The sequence below is a fragment of the Micromonospora sp. URMC 103 genome, from assembly GCF_051386435.1.
Taxonomy (GTDB): domain Bacteria; phylum Actinomycetota; class Actinomycetes; order Mycobacteriales; family Micromonosporaceae; genus Micromonospora.
This window is the reverse complement of record NZ_JBPQTR010000004.1, coordinates 2,008,226-2,022,709: the sequence shown is the minus strand read 5'-3', so window position 1 is coordinate 2,022,709 and position 14,484 is coordinate 2,008,226. Positions and strand designations below refer to the sequence as shown.

The 14,484-nt window shown below is 75.8% G+C and carries 12 protein-coding genes; 1 reads left to right on the top strand and 11 read right to left on the bottom strand.

Going from position 1 to position 14,484, the window contains the following annotated elements:
* Positions 1-86: 86 nt before the first annotated feature.
* From ACSNOA_RS12970 to ACSNOA_RS12930, 9 genes are all read right to left on the bottom strand, one after another.
* Positions 87-911 carry a shikimate dehydrogenase gene (locus ACSNOA_RS12970; protein WP_436658231.1) on the bottom strand — a complete coding sequence of 275 codons (825 nt, stop codon included), beginning with the start codon at positions 909-911 and terminating at the stop codon, positions 87-89.
* Positions 911-2,107, bottom strand: a complete 1,197-nt coding sequence (gene mltG / locus ACSNOA_RS12965) for an endolytic transglycosylase MltG (protein ID WP_436658230.1) — start codon at positions 2,105-2,107, stop codon at positions 911-913. Before mltG ends, ACSNOA_RS12970 begins: the two co-directional genes overlap by 1 nt.
* Entirely contained in the window at positions 2,107-2,565 is a 459-nt protein-coding gene (gene ruvX / locus ACSNOA_RS12960) for a Holliday junction resolvase RuvX (protein WP_436658229.1), read from the bottom strand. Before ruvX ends, mltG begins: the two co-directional genes overlap by 1 nt.
* A gap of 73 nt (positions 2,566-2,638) precedes the next feature.
* Positions 2,639-5,317, bottom strand: a complete 2,679-nt coding sequence (gene alaS, locus ACSNOA_RS12955) for an alanine--tRNA ligase (RefSeq protein ID WP_436658228.1) — start codon at positions 5,315-5,317, stop codon at positions 2,639-2,641.
* On the bottom strand, positions 5,314-5,619 hold the full coding sequence (locus tag ACSNOA_RS12950) for a hypothetical protein (RefSeq protein ID WP_436658227.1): 306 nt from the start codon (positions 5,617-5,619) through the stop codon (positions 5,314-5,316). The genes alaS and ACSNOA_RS12950 overlap by 4 nt, the downstream gene beginning before the upstream one ends.
* A 30-nt stretch (positions 5,620-5,649) precedes the next feature.
* Entirely contained in the window at positions 5,650-6,111 is a 462-nt protein-coding gene (locus ACSNOA_RS12945) for a DUF948 domain-containing protein (RefSeq protein ID WP_436658226.1), read from the bottom strand.
* A gap of 152 nt (positions 6,112-6,263) precedes the next feature.
* On the bottom strand, positions 6,264-6,887 hold the full coding sequence (locus tag ACSNOA_RS12940) for a hypothetical protein (protein WP_436658397.1): 624 nt from the start codon (positions 6,885-6,887) through the stop codon (positions 6,264-6,266).
* A gap of 2,885 nt (positions 6,888-9,772) precedes the next feature.
* Positions 9,773-11,290, bottom strand: a complete 1,518-nt coding sequence (locus ACSNOA_RS12935) for a replication-associated recombination protein A (protein WP_436658225.1) — start codon at positions 11,288-11,290, stop codon at positions 9,773-9,775.
* Positions 11,291-11,365: 75 nt separating this feature from the next.
* Positions 11,366-11,578, bottom strand: coding sequence for a hypothetical protein (locus ACSNOA_RS12930; protein ID WP_436658224.1), 213 nt, complete (start codon positions 11,576-11,578; stop codon positions 11,366-11,368).
* Positions 11,579-11,717: 139 nt separating this feature from the next.
* Here ACSNOA_RS12930 and ACSNOA_RS12925 point away from each other — a divergent pair, with 139 nt between their 5' ends.
* A complete protein-coding gene (locus ACSNOA_RS12925; RefSeq protein WP_436658223.1) occupies positions 11,718-12,458 on the top strand; it encodes a GNAT family N-acetyltransferase in 741 nt (246 codons plus the stop codon).
* A gap of 83 nt (positions 12,459-12,541) precedes the next feature.
* Here the strand turns inward: ACSNOA_RS12925 and ACSNOA_RS12920 are convergent, their stop codons facing one another.
* Together ACSNOA_RS12920 and ACSNOA_RS12915 are read right to left on the bottom strand one after the other, a co-directional pair.
* Positions 12,542-13,894, bottom strand: coding sequence for an MFS transporter (locus ACSNOA_RS12920; protein WP_436658222.1), 1,353 nt, complete (start codon positions 13,892-13,894; stop codon positions 12,542-12,544).
* On the bottom strand, positions 13,891-14,478 hold the full coding sequence (locus tag ACSNOA_RS12915; RefSeq protein ID WP_436658221.1) for an ArsR/SmtB family transcription factor: 588 nt from the start codon (positions 14,476-14,478) through the stop codon (positions 13,891-13,893). Before ACSNOA_RS12915 ends, ACSNOA_RS12920 begins: the two co-directional genes overlap by 4 nt.
* Between the last annotated feature and the right edge of the window lie 6 nt (positions 14,479-14,484).

Here is a 14,484-nt window from a genome sequence, read left to right as displayed (position 1 = left end):
TGTCGCGGAGAAGTCGGCGCGACCTAAGCGCGTCTTAATGGTCGGCTAAGGGGTGCCACAGCGGCCGGGCCCGGGCGCCGGCCGTTTCAGCCGCGGCGGGCGGCGGCCAGCGCGGCGGCCATCGCCGCGCGCGGGGCCGGCACCCCCGTGAACTGCTCGAACTGGCCCACCGCCTGGGCCAGCAGCAGGTCGAGCCCGGAAACGATCCGGCAACCCGCGGCGGCCGCGGCGGCGGCCAGCGGCGTCGGCCAGGGGTCGTAGAGCGCGTCGAAGACCACGGTCTCCGGCCGCCGGGCCACCGCGCCCGCGAGTGGGTCGGCGACCCCCTTCGGCACGGTCGAGACCACCACGTCGGCGTCGAGGTGCCGCGCCGCGTCGGCCCAGCCCGCCCCGGTGACCGGGACCTCCACCGCGTCGGCGACGGGACGCAGCGCGTCGACGGCGGCGGCGCGGCGGGCCACCACGGTCACCGACCGGGCGTCGAGGCGGGCCGCCGCGGCGAGGGCCGCGCGGGCCGTCCCACCCGCGCCCAGCACGGTCACCGTGGCGCCGGGACGCACCCCGGCCGCCGCGAGCACCTCGACCATTCCGGTCACGTCGGTGTTGTCGGCGTACCAGGAGCCGTCCGGGCGGCGTACCAGCGTGTTGGCCGCGCCGACCGCGCGGGCGACCGGCGAGGCCGCGTCGGCCACCGCGAGCGCCGCCTCCTTGCCCGGCATGGTCACCGACAGCCCGGCCCACTCCGGGCCCAGGCCGGCCACGAGGCCCGGCAGCTCCGACTCCGCGCACTCGATCCGGGTGTACGACCAGCCGGCCAGCCCCGCCGCCGCGTAGCCCGCGTTGTGGATCACCGGGGAGAGCGAGTGCGCGATCGGCTTGCCGAGCACGGCCGCCCGCCGTGGCGTCGCCATCAGATGATCCCGGCCTCCCGGGCCTTGGCCTCGTTGCGCTGGTGCTGCTCGTACGTGTCCGCGAACGCGGAGTGCCCCTGCTTGTCGATCGCCACGAAGAAGAGCCACTTGCCCGGCGGCGGGTCCATGGACCCCGCCAGGGCCTCCTTGCCCGGGTTGTTGATGGGAGTGGGCGGCAGGCCCTTGAGCTTGCGGTTGTACGGGTTCTTCGGGTCGTCGAGCTCGGCGGGGGTCATGTCCTTGGACGCCTTGGTCGGCTTCCCGATCAGCTCCAGGTAGTAGTTGACCGTGACGTCCATCTCGAGGCAGCCGCAGTCGAACTCGCCGTAGACGCGGTTGTAGGCGACCCGGGCGACCTTGCCGAGATCGTCCTTGTTGCCGGCCTCGGCCTGCGCCAGCGACGCGACGACCAGCGCCTCGTACGGGGTGATGCCGCCGCGCTCCTTCTGCACCCGGTCGGCGAACTCCATCTGCCCGGTCACCGAGAGGAAGTTGTCGACCATCAGCTTGAGGATGCTCTCCGCGGTGGCCTTCGGCGGGATCTCGTACGTGTCCGGGTAGAGGAAGCCCTCGATCGACGGCTTGATCTTCTTGCCGTCGCTGCGCTTGAACCACCAGTCCGGCACACCGAGCGCGATGGGGTCCTTCGCCGCGGCCTCGAACTCCTTGACCGGGATGTCGGTCTTCTCCGAGAGCAGCTTGTAGACGTTCTTCGCGGTGCGGCCCTCGGGGATGGTGAGCCCGTTGACGATCTTGTTCTTCAGGTCGAGGAGCGCGATGACCGCGTGCTCGCCGCTCATCTGCTTGCGCAGCTTGTACGTCCCCGGCTGGATGTTCTTGCTGCGGGAGTTCTCACCGGCGGCCTCGATGAACGCCTTCGAGCTCTTCACCACGCCGGCGCTGTAGAGCGCGTCGGCCATGTCCGCGATGAGCGCGCCCTGCTTGATCTCGACGGTGACCTCACCGGTGCCCGCGCCGTCGTAGTCGGGGGTCACGAAGTAGCTCTGGATCCGGTCGAAGCCGTAGAACGCGCCGCCCCCGATCGCGCCGAGCAGGACGAGGGCGAGCAGCAGCGCCAGGACGGTCTTCCCCCGGCCGCCGGATCTGCCGTTGCGTTTGCGGACGAAGCTGCGCCGGTGCCGGCCCTTCTCACCCCGCTCCGGTTCGTCGAAGCCCAGGTCCAGATCGTCGATCATCAGGTCCGCCTCCGCTGCGCGTCCAGCCAGCTCTGCAGGATCTCGACTGCGGCGGCCTGGTCGACCACCGCGCGTTGACGTTTACCTCGGACGCCACGCTCGGCCAGCCTACGAGAAGCCACGACCGTTGACATCCTCTCGTCGGTGAGCGTTACCGGCACAGGCGCTATCACATCGGCCAGCCGCTGCGCGTACGCCTTCACCTGGACGGCGGCCGGCCCGTGCCGGCCGGCGAGGTTCACCGGGAGACCGACCACGACCTCCACCGCCTCATGCTCGCTGACCAGGGCCGCGAGCTCGGTGAGGTCGCTGGGAACGGCGTCCGGGGCCGCCGTGCGGTCCCGGGCGACGGTGACCAGCGGGGTGGCCAGCACACCGTGCGGGTCGGAGCGGGCCACGCCGATCCGCACCTGGCCGACGTCCACTCCGAGGCGCACCCCGCGCGACGGTCCGGTCACCGCTGGTCACACCCCGACACGCGACGAGCCAGGGCGGACCCGACGGTCCGCCCCGGCTGCCGATGGTCAGCCATCACGCCTCGGCGATCGCCTTCTCGACGGTGAGCAGCAGGGCCGGCGCCTCGGCCGCCGGCAGGCCGCCGCCCTGGGCCAGGTCGGGGCTGCCGCCGCCACGGCCGGAGAAGGCCGTCTTCACGAGGTCCGACGCGGCGAGGCCCCGGGAACGGGCCGCCTGGTTGACGGCCACCACCAGCGACGCCTTGCCGCCCGCACGGGCCGCCACGGCCACCACCGCCGGCCGAGCCGGATCGATCTTGCCGCGGATCTCCTGGGCCAGCGTCCGGACGTCGTTGCCGGCCGCACCCTCCGGCGCCTCCGTGCCGACGTACGCGACACCGTGCACGTCCTTGGCCTGCGCGGCGAGCGCCCCGGCCCCGCCGAGCACGAGCTGCGCCCGCAGCTTCTCCAGCTCCTTCTCGGCGTCGCGCAGCTGGGTGACGGTCTGCTCCACCCGCTCGGCGACCTGCTCCGACGGCACGCGGTACAGCTCGGCGAGGCGGGAGACCAGCAGGTGCTCGCGGGCCAGGAAGTGGAACGCGTCCATCCCCACGAGCGCCTCGACCCGGCGGACGCCGGACCCGATGGACGACTCGGAGAGGATCTTCACGAGCCCGAGCTGCGCCGAGCGGGCCACGTGGGTGCCGCCGCACAGCTCCCGGGCGTAGTCGCCGACCTCGACGACCCGCACCTGCTCGCCGTACTTCTCGCCGAAGAGCGCCATCGCGCCGATCCGGCGGGCCTCGTCCAGCGAGGTGATGAAGGCGTGCACCTCCAGGTCGGCCAGCAGCACCTCGTTGACCTGCTGCTCGACGTCGCGCAGCACGCTCGGCGCCACGCCCGTGGGGGTGTTGAAGTCGAAGCGCAGCCGGCCCGGGGCGTTCAGCGACCCGGCCTGGGTCGCCGACTCGCCGAGGAAGTTGCGCATCGTCTGGTGCACGAGGTGGGTCGCCGTGTGCGAGCGTGAGATGGCCCGCCGCCGGCTGGTGTCGATCTCCGCGTAGCCCGTCTCGCCGGGGCGCACCTCGCCCCGGACCACGCGGGCCCGGTGCACGATGAGCCCGGGCACGGGCTGCTGGACGTCGAGCACCTCGAGCTGACCCGCGCCCACCGTGATGAGCCCGTGGTCCGGCTGCTGGCCGCCGCCCTCGGCGTAGAAGGGGGTGGTGTCGAGCACCAGCTCGACCGTGTCCCCCTCGACCGCCCCGCCCAGCGGGCCGCCGGCGCCGAGCAGCGCCCGGATCCGCGACTCCCGGGACACCTCGCTGTAGCCGGTGAACTCCACCGGGCCGCCCGCGTCGAGCACCGCCCGGTACGCCGACACGTCGGTGTGCCCGGTCTTGCGGGCCTGCGCGTCCGCCTTCGCCCGGGCCCGCTGGTCGGCCATCAGCCGGCGGAAGCCCTCCGCGTCCACCTCCAGGCCCTGCTCGGCCGCGATCTCCAGGGTCAGGTCGATCGGAAAGCCGTACGTGTCGTGCAGCTGGAACGCCTTCTCGCCGGTGAGGGCGGCGCCGCCGGCGCTGCGGGTCTCCGCGATCGCGGCGTCCAGGATCGTGGTGCCGGCGCGCAGCGTCGAGAGGAACGCGTCCTCCTCGGCGTACGCGTAGTCGGCGATCCGGTCGAAGTCCGCGGCCAGCTCCGGGTACGACGGCGCCATGCAGTCCCGGGCCACCGGAAGCAGTTCGGGCAGCGCCCGCTCCTGCCAGCCGAGCAGCCGCACGGCCCGGATCGCGCGGCGCATGATCCGGCGCAGCACGTAGCCGCGCCCCTCGTTCGACGGGGTCACCCCGTCGCCGATCAGCATCAGCGCGGTGCGCACGTGGTCGGCCACCACGCGCAGCCGGACGTCGTCCGGGTGCGACTCGCTGGCCACGTGGCTCGTTCCCGCGCCGTACCGCTTGCCGGTCAGCTCCGCCGCCCGGTCGAGGATCGGCCGCACCTCGTCGATCTCGTAGAGGTTGTCGACGCCCTGGAGGATCGAGGCCATCCGCTCAAGGCCCATGCCGGTGTCGATGTTCTTGGCGGGCAACTCGCCGAGGATCGGGTAGTCCTCCTTGGTGGTGCCCGGGCCCCGCTCGTACTGCATGAAGACGAGATTCCAGAACTCCATGTAGCGGTCCTCGTCGACCGCCGGGCCGCCCTCCCGCCCGTACTGGGGCCCCCGGTCGTAGAACAACTCGGAGGACGGGCCGCACGGGCCGGGGATGCCCATCGACCAGAAGTTGTCCGCCTTGCCGCGGCGCACGATCCGCTCGGCCGGGATCCCCACCGAGCGCCAGATCTCGAACGCCTCGTCGTCGTCCAGGTAGACCGTCGGCCAGATCCGCTCCGGGTCGAGGCCGAAGCCGCCGTCGGCGACCGGCTTCGTGACCAGGTCCCAGGCGAGCGGGATGGCCCCGTCCTTGAAGTAGTCGCCGAAGGAGAAGTTGCCGTTCATCTGGAAGAACGTGCCGTGCCGGCTGGTCTTGCCGACCTCGTCGATGTCCGGGGTGCGGATGCACTTCTGCACGCTGACCGCGCGCGCGTACGGCGGGGCCTGCTGGCCCAGGAAGTAGGGGACGAACTGCACCATGCCGGCGTTGACGAACAGCAGGTTCGGGTCGCTGATGGCGGGCAGCGGAGCGGACGGCACCACGGCGTGGCCGTTCGCCTCGAAGTGGGCGAGGTACCGCCGCTTGATCTCCGCCGTCTTCATCGCTGGTGTTCCTCCGGAAAGATTTCTCGGTCGCCGATCCGCGGGTCCTCCCGCAGGTCGGCGAACTGGTCGTCGAACGCCTCGCCATGGGCGAACGCCTGGTGGATCTCGTGCTCGCGCTCGGCCATCCCGACCCGGACGTCCTCCACGAAACTACGGAGCGACTCGACCAGGCCGCCAGCGGATTGCGACAACGTGCCCGCGATGCCGGCCGGAGTGTACGACTGCGCGGTGCGGGTGGCCTTGCGGACCACCACCACGCCGACGGCCAGCCCCACGCCGAGCCAGAACAAGCGTCTCATGCCCCTCGTACCTCCTGGTCGGCCAGCGGGTCAGTGCTCGACGCGCCGGGCGGCGCGCCGCTGCTGCTTGATGACGTCGCGCACCTCGCGCTCGGTCTCGGCGTGCCGGCGCGCCGCGGCCGCCTTGCGGACCCCGTAGCCGAACGCCGCGACCTTGACCAGCGGGTTGGCGGCGGCCGCCGAGACGACGGCGACGAGGTTGGCGACGTTGGCGGTGACGTTCTGGGCGTGGCCGGTCATCGTGTCGACCTTGGCGAGCTGGAGGTTGACGCCGTCGAGGGAGGTCTGCACCTGCTCCAGCGTGGTGTTGACGTTCTTCACCGTGGTGTTCACGTCGCCGAGCAGCGGGGCCGTCCGGTCGTTCAGATCGTTGATCATGCGAGTGGTCGCGTCCACGGTGTGCCGCAGCCGCAGGATGGGCAGCGTCAGGATCAACACCAGCATCGCGAACGCGATCGCCGCGATCAGCGCCGCGACCTCCAAAATGCCCACGCCTGTCCTCCTCAAGCAGATTTCTCGCCGAACCGGACGCCCCGGAACGCGCGACCCGTCATGCCCAGACCGCCGCACCGCGACCGTGGCCGGTCAGCGGGAGCAGGCGTGCCCGCCAGCCCCAGACCCTACCGTCCGTGATGGAAATCGGCTCACGACGGTGTTGGTGTCAGCTCGCCCAACGGATCCGCCGTCAACGTCGGGAACGGATCCTCGCCGGTGAGTGACGGATCGGTGCTGGGCAGCGGTCGGGTCCGCTCGTCGTCGATCGCGTTGCGGACCTTCACCGACACCAACGAGCCGGGGCACGCGCCCGCAGCGGCCGACGGGTCCGGAGACGGCACGATGGCCGGCTCGCCGTCGACCGGCGGCGGTACGCAGGCCGGCGGACGCACCCACAGGTCGAGCGTGAGCTCGTCCCGACGCCAGCAGGTGTAGCTGCCCTTCTCCTGTTGTTCCGGGCAGCGGGCCACCTTCCACGGGCGCCAGCCGTCCTGCCGCAACGCGTCCTCGTAGACCTTCAGCGTCTCCTCGGGCGACCGCTCGGAGGTGACGGTGCGTTCCCGCAGCCGGCACTCGAGCAGGCACCACCGACTGCCGCTGACGTCGTCGACCGTCTTCGTGGCCGCCCAGCCCGGCACGCTCAGCGCGTCGAGGGTGTCGAAGACCGGGTCGCGGCTCAGCGTACGGAAGCCGAAGTAGAGCGGCACCGCGCCGAGCAGGACGAGGCTGACCAGTGCCAGCACGGCCATCCGCAGCCGGCGCCGCTCGCGCATCTGCCGCCGCAGCTCCGAGCGGGCGCCGCGCAGCCCACCGGCCGCGTCGGTCCCGTCCTCCGGAGCGTCCTCGTCGGCGGCGCGGCGCAGCGGCGGCGCGTCCGCCGGCTCGGGGCCCGGCGGCGGTGTCACGACGGCGGCGGCCCGGGCCACGGCGGGCGGCTCGCCCGGCCCACCGGGGGGCGGGATCGGCGAGACCCCGGACGGCTCGGGTCGCCCCGGCTCACGCTGGGGTGGCAGCGCGCGGGCGGCGACACGATCCTCGGAGGCCGGTCGTCCGGCGGCGGGGACGCGGGCCGCGCCGACGGACCCGGCCGCGGCCGGACCACCGGGGCGCGGACCGGACCGGACGTGGTCGTCCGGGCCGCCGGAGGTCGGCGGGCGGTCCGGACCGTCCGGTCCGGACCGTCCGGCGAGATGGGGGCCGGGTCCGGGCGGGGCGTCCGGGCGGGCCGCCCCGCGGGCGGGGCCATCGGGCGCGGGGCGCGCGGCAGCCCGCGCGGGAGCGTCGGCGCCGGGACGGGCGGCACCGCGCGCCGGCCCGCCCTGGAGGCCGGGCGCGGGCTCGGGGCCCGGGCCCGGGCGGGCCGCTCCCAGGGCCGCGCCGTCGCCGCCGGGGCGGGCCGCTCCCCGGGCCGGGCCGTCGCCGCCGGGCCGGGCCGCGGGGTCGGTGCCCGGGCCCGGGCGGGCGGCTCCCCGGGCCGGAGCCTCCGGGCCCGGGCGCGTCACGTCGCGGCCCGCCGCGGCAGGTCCGGCGGACGGGTTGGCCGGTACGCCGCGACCGGCGGCCGGTCCGGAACCGGGGCGGGCCGTCCGCGGATCGTCGACGGGACGGGCCGCGGCGGCGCGCCGCCCGGTCGGCTCGTCGCGGCCCGGCTCTTCGGGCGCGCCATGGCGCCCGCCGGCCGGACCGTCGACGGGCTTGTCGGGGCGGGGACCGATCGGCCGTTCGCCGGTCGGCTCCTGGCCCGGCACGGCCGCACGCGAGCCGCGGCGGCCGCCGGCTCGGGGACCCGCCGGCTCCGCTCCGGGCGGGACGAGACCCGGGGCGGGGCGCCGCCCCGTGGAGCGGTCCGATGGCGGCGGGGGCACCGGGGCGGACGGCGTCGCGCCACCGCAGTTGACCACCGGAAGCTTGGGATCGGTGTGTGGCAGGCGGCCGGCCTGCCGGAGCCAGTCGGCCGGACGGTCGGGACGGTCGGCGCGGCCGTCCTCCGGGACACGGTGCGAACCGGTGTCCTCGTCCGCCGCCCGCCGGCGTCCCGCCGGGGCGGTCTCGTCCGCTCGCTGGGCGGTTGCCTCGGGCTCCTCGGCCGCGCGCCGGCGACGCCCGGCGGCCCGGCCGCTCCGGGGCTCCACGCCGGAAGTCCCCGGGATCGCGGCGGCCGCGCCCGTGGCCGTGGCCTCGTCGGTGTCGGGCGCGCGCCGCCGGCCACCCGGCGAGGCGGGAGCATCGGTGAGCGGCGCCCCGCCGTCCGGGACGGTTCCCGGATCGTCCGCGCCGCGCCGGCGGGGGGTCCGGCGGGCGCGATCCGTGGTCCGCTCGGGGCCCGGTCCGTCCGGCCCGAGCGGTGGAAGGTCGGCGGCGGTGGCCGGGTCGGCGGCCGCGCGCCGGCCCACGGGCAGGCCGGCGGTCGAATCGGGCCCGGTATGCGGACCGGGCGGCGCGGAATCGGGCCCGGTACGCGGACCGGGCGGCGCGGAATCCGGCCGCCGCACGGCCGGTGGTCCGGAGATCGGCGGCACCGCGGGACCGGCGGTCTGCGGCGCCTCGGGAGTGGGCGGCACGCCACGGCCGCCGGGCGCCTGCGGTCCACGGCCGACGGCCGGCGGCGCGCCGGCACCGGACGTCGGCACCGCTCCGCGGCCCGTGGTCGGCGGGGCCGCGGCGGCCGGTGGCACGCCACGGCGGGACGGCTGCGGCCCGGCGCCGGGAACCGGCGGCGCACCGGGTGACAGCGGCGCACCGGGCGATGGCGGCGCACCGCGGCGGGCGGCCGGCGGCGCACCGGGACCGGAGGTCGGCGGCGTCCCGGGAGCGGCGGTCGGCGGCACACCGCGGCCGGCGGCCGGCGGCACACCGGCGCCCGAGGTCGGCGCCCCGGGACCGGCGGGCCCCACCGGGCCCGGGAACCCCGGGTCGCCGGGGGCCGGTGGGCCGTAGCGCCCGGCGGCGCCGGGTTGGACACCGGGACCGGGTCGGGCACCGCGCGCCGCCGGGTCCCCGGGCGTCGGACGCGGCTGGGCGCCGGACGGGCCGCCCGAGGTCGGGCCGGCGCCGTGCGGGGTCGCCGGACCGGCGCCGGCGGGGTGTTGCGGGCTGGGCCGGGGACCGCCGGAGGTCGGTCGGGCGCCGTACGCACCGGGCTGTGGTTCCGCCGGGGCCCCGGCGGTCGGGCGCGGGCCCGCGCCGGGGACCGGCGCCGAGGCACGGCGGACGGGGGCGGGCGCGCCGGCGGGCGGCGCGGCCGGCGGCTGCGGGTCAGGACGGCGAGGTGCGGCGGGCGGCTCGTCGGCGCCCGGCCACGGCCCGTCTGCGGGGCGCGGTCGCCCGGTCTCCGGCCCGCCCCGGCGTACGGGAGGCGCGGCGGGCGGGCCCGCGGGCCCCCGGCCCGGCGGGGGCGCGTCCGGCCCGGGCCCGGACGGCGGTGGCACCGGCGCACCGCCGCGCGGAGGCGCTGGCGGGCCGGCGTCCGGCGCGTCGGGCCCCAGCTCGACCCGTTGCTGCTTGGCCGTGCGCAGGTCGTCGATCCAGCCGAACTCCTCGCCGCTGACCGGCTCCTCCGGCTCGGCCTCGGCCCGGCCCCGTCCCCAACGGCGGCCCTTGGCGCGGGGATCGCGCCGCTCGTCCGGGCCGTCGTCCGGTCGCTCCCCACCACGCGATCTCACTGCTGACCCTTCCCGGCGGCGTCGGTGCCGCCCTCATCCGAAGCGCCGCCGCCCGAACCCGCCGGACCGCCGCCCGAACCCGCCGGACCGCCAGCCGAGCCCGCCGCGCCGCCGTTCGCGGCGACGGACGCCGGGGCGGGCAGGCCGCGGACGATCCGGCGCAGCAGCGGCAGCCGGGCGGCCACCGACCGTTCCGCGCCGTGCTGGCTGGGTTGGTAGTAGTCGGTGCCGACGAGATCGTCGGGCACGTACTGCTGGGTGAGCACACCGCGGTGGTCGTCGTGCGGGTAGCGGTAGCCGGCGCCGTGGCCGAGCCCGCGGGCCCCGGCGTAGTGGGCGTCGCGCAGGCCGCGCGGCACCGGGCCACCGCGTCCGGCGCGTACGTCGGCGATCGCCGCGCCGATCGCCGTGGTCGCCGAGTTGGACTTGGGTGCGGTGGCCAGGTGGATCACCGCCTGGGCGAGGTTGAGCTGCGCCTCCGGCAGGCCCACGTACTCCACGGCGTGCGCGGCCGCCGTGGCCACGCTCAGGGCGCCCGGGTCGGCCATGCCGACGTCCTCGCTCGCGAAGATGACCAGGCGGCGGGCGATGAACCGGGCGTCCTCGCCGGCGACCAGCATCCGGGCCAGCCAGTGCAGCGCGGCGTCGACGTCCGAGCCGCGCATGCTCTTGATGAACGCGCTGATGACGTCGTAGTGCGCGTCGCCGTCCCGGTCGTAGCGGACGGCGGCCACGTCCACGGCCTGCTCGGCGGTGCCGAGGTCGATCCGCCCGGTCCCGAGCGCGGTGGCGGACGCCGCGGCGGCCTCCAGCGCGGTCAGTGCCTTGCGGACGTCGCCGGCCGCGAGTCGGACGAGGTGGTCCTCCGCGGGCGGGTCGAGGGTGAGGACGCCGCCGAGGCCCCGTTCGTCGGCGACCGCCCGGCGCAGCAGGCCGCGTACCGCGTCGTCGTCGAGCGGTTGCAGGGTCAGCAGCACGCAGCGCGACAACAGCGGCGAGATGACCGAGAAGTACGGGTTCTCGGTGGTCGCCGCGAGCAGCGTGACGGTGCGGTCCTCCACGGCGGCGAGCAGCGAGTCCTGCTGGGTCTTGCTGAACCGGTGCACCTCGTCGATGAACAGCACGGTCTGCGGGCCACCGGCGCGGCGCTGCCGGCGGGCCGCCTCGATGACGGCGCGGACGTCCTTGACCCCGGCCGAGAGCGCCGACATGGCGACGAACCGGCGGTCGGTGGCCCGCGCGACGAGGTGCGCGATGGTGGTCTTGCCGCTGCCCGGAGGCCCCCAGAGGATGACCGACATGGGCGCGCCGCCCGACACGAGCTGGCGCAGCGGCGCCCCCGGCGCGAGCAGGTGGTCCTGCCCCACCAGCTCGTCGAGGGTGGCGGGGCGCATCCGGACGGGCAACGGCGAATCCGGTCCCGCCGCGGTGAACCCGTCCACACCGCCGGAACCCGCGGGTGCGCTGGGCGCTCCGGCGGGTTCACCGAGGGAGAAGAGGGCGTCGGACTCCATCACGGAAACAGTACCGGGCCGGACCCGCGGCGCCGGAATCGCGCCACGGGGCCGGCCCTCGGTGATCCGTTACGGTCAGCCGCGTCCCGGACGGCGGCCCCGGTACCAGCGACCGCCGCCACCTCCGGCGGGGCCGCGACCGACGCCCGCGAGGTAGAGGGCGAGCAGCAGCAGGCCGATGAGCACGAGGGTGTTCCAGTTGAACAGGTCCGGTGCGCCGAAGTTGGTGTCCATGAGATCGAGCAGCAGGGCGAACCCGAATACGATCGCCGCGAGAATGGCGAGCATGTCGTCCCTCCGGTGGGGGTTCCCAGTAGGTCGGCGCGGGATGTACCCAATCGGTCCGATCGTCAATCTCCACGGTGGACCGGGTCGGCCGGTCGGGGCACCCGCGGACGGGCCCCGACGGCGGTCCTAGGCTGGGGGCATGATCATCGCCGACCAGGTCCTGCACGGCCGGGACGCCGTCCTGGCCGCCGCCGGCCACCACCCGTACGCCCGTCACTCCCTGTGGCGGGGCAGCGATCCCCGCGGCTACCGGCGCGACGGCGCGGTGTTCTGGTTGCTGCCGCCCGAGCACGGGCCGGCCGGCGGCGCCCTCGGCGCGCCGGGGCCGGCGCTGGACGTCTGCACCGCGCTCGTCGCGGACGGCGTGCTCGGACCGGGCCAGTGGGTGCACCTGCCCCGGCTCGACCCGGCCGATCTCGCCGGCCGGCTGCCCGTGACCACGCACGACGAGTGGGACTTCCTCTGGACGACCGTGCCACCGCCGCAGCAGCCGGGCGAGGAGCGGGTGGTGCGGCTCACCGAGGCCGATCACCCGGCGCTCGCCGCGCTCATCGAGGAGGCGTTCCCGACCACCACGTCCCGGCCCGGCGACCCCCGGGTCGTCGACTGGTACGGCATCCGCGACGGTGACCGGCTGGTGGCCTGCGGCGCCGATCGCAGCCGGGGCGACATCGGCTTCCTCGCGGGGCTGACCGTCGCACCGGCCGAACGCGGACGCGGGCTCGGCGCGGCGCTGACCGCCGGGATGACCCGCGCGTTGTTGGCCCGCTTCGACCTCGCCGCGCTGGGCGTCTTCACCGCCAACGCCGGAGCGATCCGACTCTACCGGCGGCTCGGCTTCACCAACGCCCTCCCCCGCAGCTCCGTACGCCTCGCCTGAGCCACCCCCGTCCGATGTGGTGCGGCGCCGCGGGATCCCGTGCACGACCCCGCGGCGCCGGTGCCGGCCGCCCGCGCGCCGCCTCAGCCGCCCCTCGTGGACCCGAGCGTGTCGGCGACCGCGGCCGGCCCGTCCGTGCCGGCCGGCGCGACGCCCGGCTGGTCCGGTACCGCGGCGGCCGCCTCGACAGCCGGCGCGGCCGGTGCCCGACCCGCCCGCCAGGCGGGGAGGTAGAGCGGCGCGGCGACGGCGAGCACCACCGCGCCGACCAGCATCGCGGTGGTCACACTGGACCGGTCGGCGAGCGCCGTGAGCACCACGGCGCCGATCGCGAAGCCCGGCTGACCCATCATCGAGTTCAGTGAGATGACGCTCGTGCGGTGCGGCCCGTCGACCTGCCGGTGGACCAGTCCCATGTGCAGCGGGTTCGACGTGCCGTGCACGGCGTAGCAGGCGAGGTACGCGATCAGCACGCCGACCGGTCCGGCGAACAGGCCCATGCCGACCACCGTGACGCCCTGGACGATCCGCAGGAGCGCGGCGCTCGGCGCGGCGCCCAGCCAGCGCAGCAGCAGCGGGGTGAGCGCGGCGCCGGCCGCCTGGGCGAGCCACGCCGCCGAGCTCGCGGGCCCGAGCAGCGCGGCGGCCCGCTCGGCGCCGCCCACGACCTCGGAGAGGCGGACCGGGAGCAGCGACTCGAAGGTCACCATGCCGAAGCCCCAGAACAGCTCGACGGCCACCAGGGCGAGCAGCACCCGGGAGCGGCGCAGCAGGCCGACCGCCTGCCCGACCATCCGCGGCGCCTCGACGATCGATGCCCGCAACCCGCCGCCGCCCGGGCCGCGGCGGACCTCCGGCAGCAGCACGAGCAGCGCCACGAGGGCCACGGCCTGGAGCGCGGCGGCGGCCAGGACCGGGACGGTGAGCGCGCTGACCGGGCCGACCGGGCCGAGCGCCACCAGCCCGCCGCCGATCAGCGCGCCGGCGCCGATGGCCACGCCGATGACGGTCCCCGCGTAGCCGAGCCCGGCCTCGTACTTCGCGTCCGGATCGGCGGCCAGCGTCGCGTCGACGTACCAGGACTCCAGCGGGCCGCTGTCCAGCGCGCGGAAGACCCCCTGCAACGCCCAGACCAGGAAGAAGAGCGCGGAGGAGTCGGCCACGCTGAAGAGCAGGAGAGAGGCCAGGTTGATGATCCAGGCCGCCACCAGGACCGGCCGCCGGCCGAGCGCGTCGGCGAACCCGCCGGTCGGCAGCTCCAGCGCCAGCACGACCAGGCCCTGCGCGACCGACACCAGGCCGATCTGCGACAGGGACAGGCCCCGCTCCTGCATGAGCAGGATCATCACGGGGATCGTGAGGCCGGTGGGCAGCCAGCGCAGGCCGTGCAGGACGAGGTAGCGACGCCGGACCTGACTGACGGACAGGGCGCTCACGGCTTCTCCTCCACCCGGGGGAACGCGGCCAGGAAGACGTGGACCTGCCGGGCGTCCGGCCCGTCCGAGGGCGGCTCCTCGTGGTAGCGCATGACCACGCGCCACAGCTCGTCGTTCAGCGCCCGGAGGCGGCCGGGGTCGAGCGTCAGAACCATGTCGCTCAGGGCGGCGGCGTCCCGCCACTCGCGGGAGTGCTCGTCCGCGGACGCCATCCACCGCTCCGCCTGCTCGGCCCACAGCCGGATGTGGTTGGCCTCGATCCACCGCACGGCCGCCCGGGTGTCGGGGTCGTCGTCGAATTCGCTCGGCTCGAAGTTGCTGATGTCGTGCTCGGCACGCCACCAGCGCTGCCGGCCGGTGCCCCGGTCGGGGTCCTCCGTGACCAGACCCACCTCGGCGAGCTGCCGCAGGTGGTAGCTCGTCGCCCCGGTGTTGGTGCCCAGCTTCTCGGCCAGCGAGGTGGCGGTGGCCGGGCCGTCCACCCGCAGCGTGCCGAGGAGCCGCATCCGCAGCGGGTGGGCGAGGGTGCGGACCTGGCCGGCGTCCAGGTGGACGGTGCGCGGGGCCGACTTCTCGTGTGCCATGCATGC

What these genes read in the sequence shown, in the direction of transcription:
- ACSNOA_RS12970 (WP_436658231.1), bottom strand. Translation starts at nt 911, where the DNA reads ATGGCGACGCCACGGCGGGCGGCCGTGCTCGGCAAGCCGATCGCGCAC.
- mltG (WP_436658230.1), bottom strand. Translation starts at nt 2,107, where the DNA reads ATGATCGACGATCTGGACCTGGGCTTCGACGAACCGGAGCGGGGTGAG.
- alaS (WP_436658228.1), bottom strand. Translation starts at nt 5,317, where the DNA reads ATGAAGACGGCGGAGATCAAGCGGCGGTACCTCGCCCACTTCGAGGCG.
- ACSNOA_RS12950 (WP_436658227.1), bottom strand. Translation starts at nt 5,619, where the DNA reads ATGAGACGCTTGTTCTGGCTCGGCGTGGGGCTGGCCGTCGGCGTGGTG.
- ACSNOA_RS12940 (WP_436658397.1), bottom strand. Translation starts at nt 6,887, where the DNA reads ATGCGCGAGCGGCGCCGGCTGCGGATGGCCGTGCTGGCACTGGTCAGC.
- ACSNOA_RS12935 (WP_436658225.1), bottom strand. Translation starts at nt 11,290, where the DNA reads ATGGAGTCCGACGCCCTCTTCTCCCTCGGTGAACCCGCCGGAGCGCCC.
- ACSNOA_RS12930 (WP_436658224.1), bottom strand. Translation starts at nt 11,578, where the DNA reads ATGCTCGCCATTCTCGCGGCGATCGTATTCGGGTTCGCCCTGCTGCTC.
- ACSNOA_RS12925 (WP_436658223.1), top strand. Translation starts at nt 11,718, where the DNA reads ATGATCATCGCCGACCAGGTCCTGCACGGCCGGGACGCCGTCCTGGCC.
- ACSNOA_RS12915 (WP_436658221.1), bottom strand. Translation starts at nt 14,478, where the DNA reads ATGGCACACGAGAAGTCGGCCCCGCGCACCGTCCACCTGGACGCCGGC.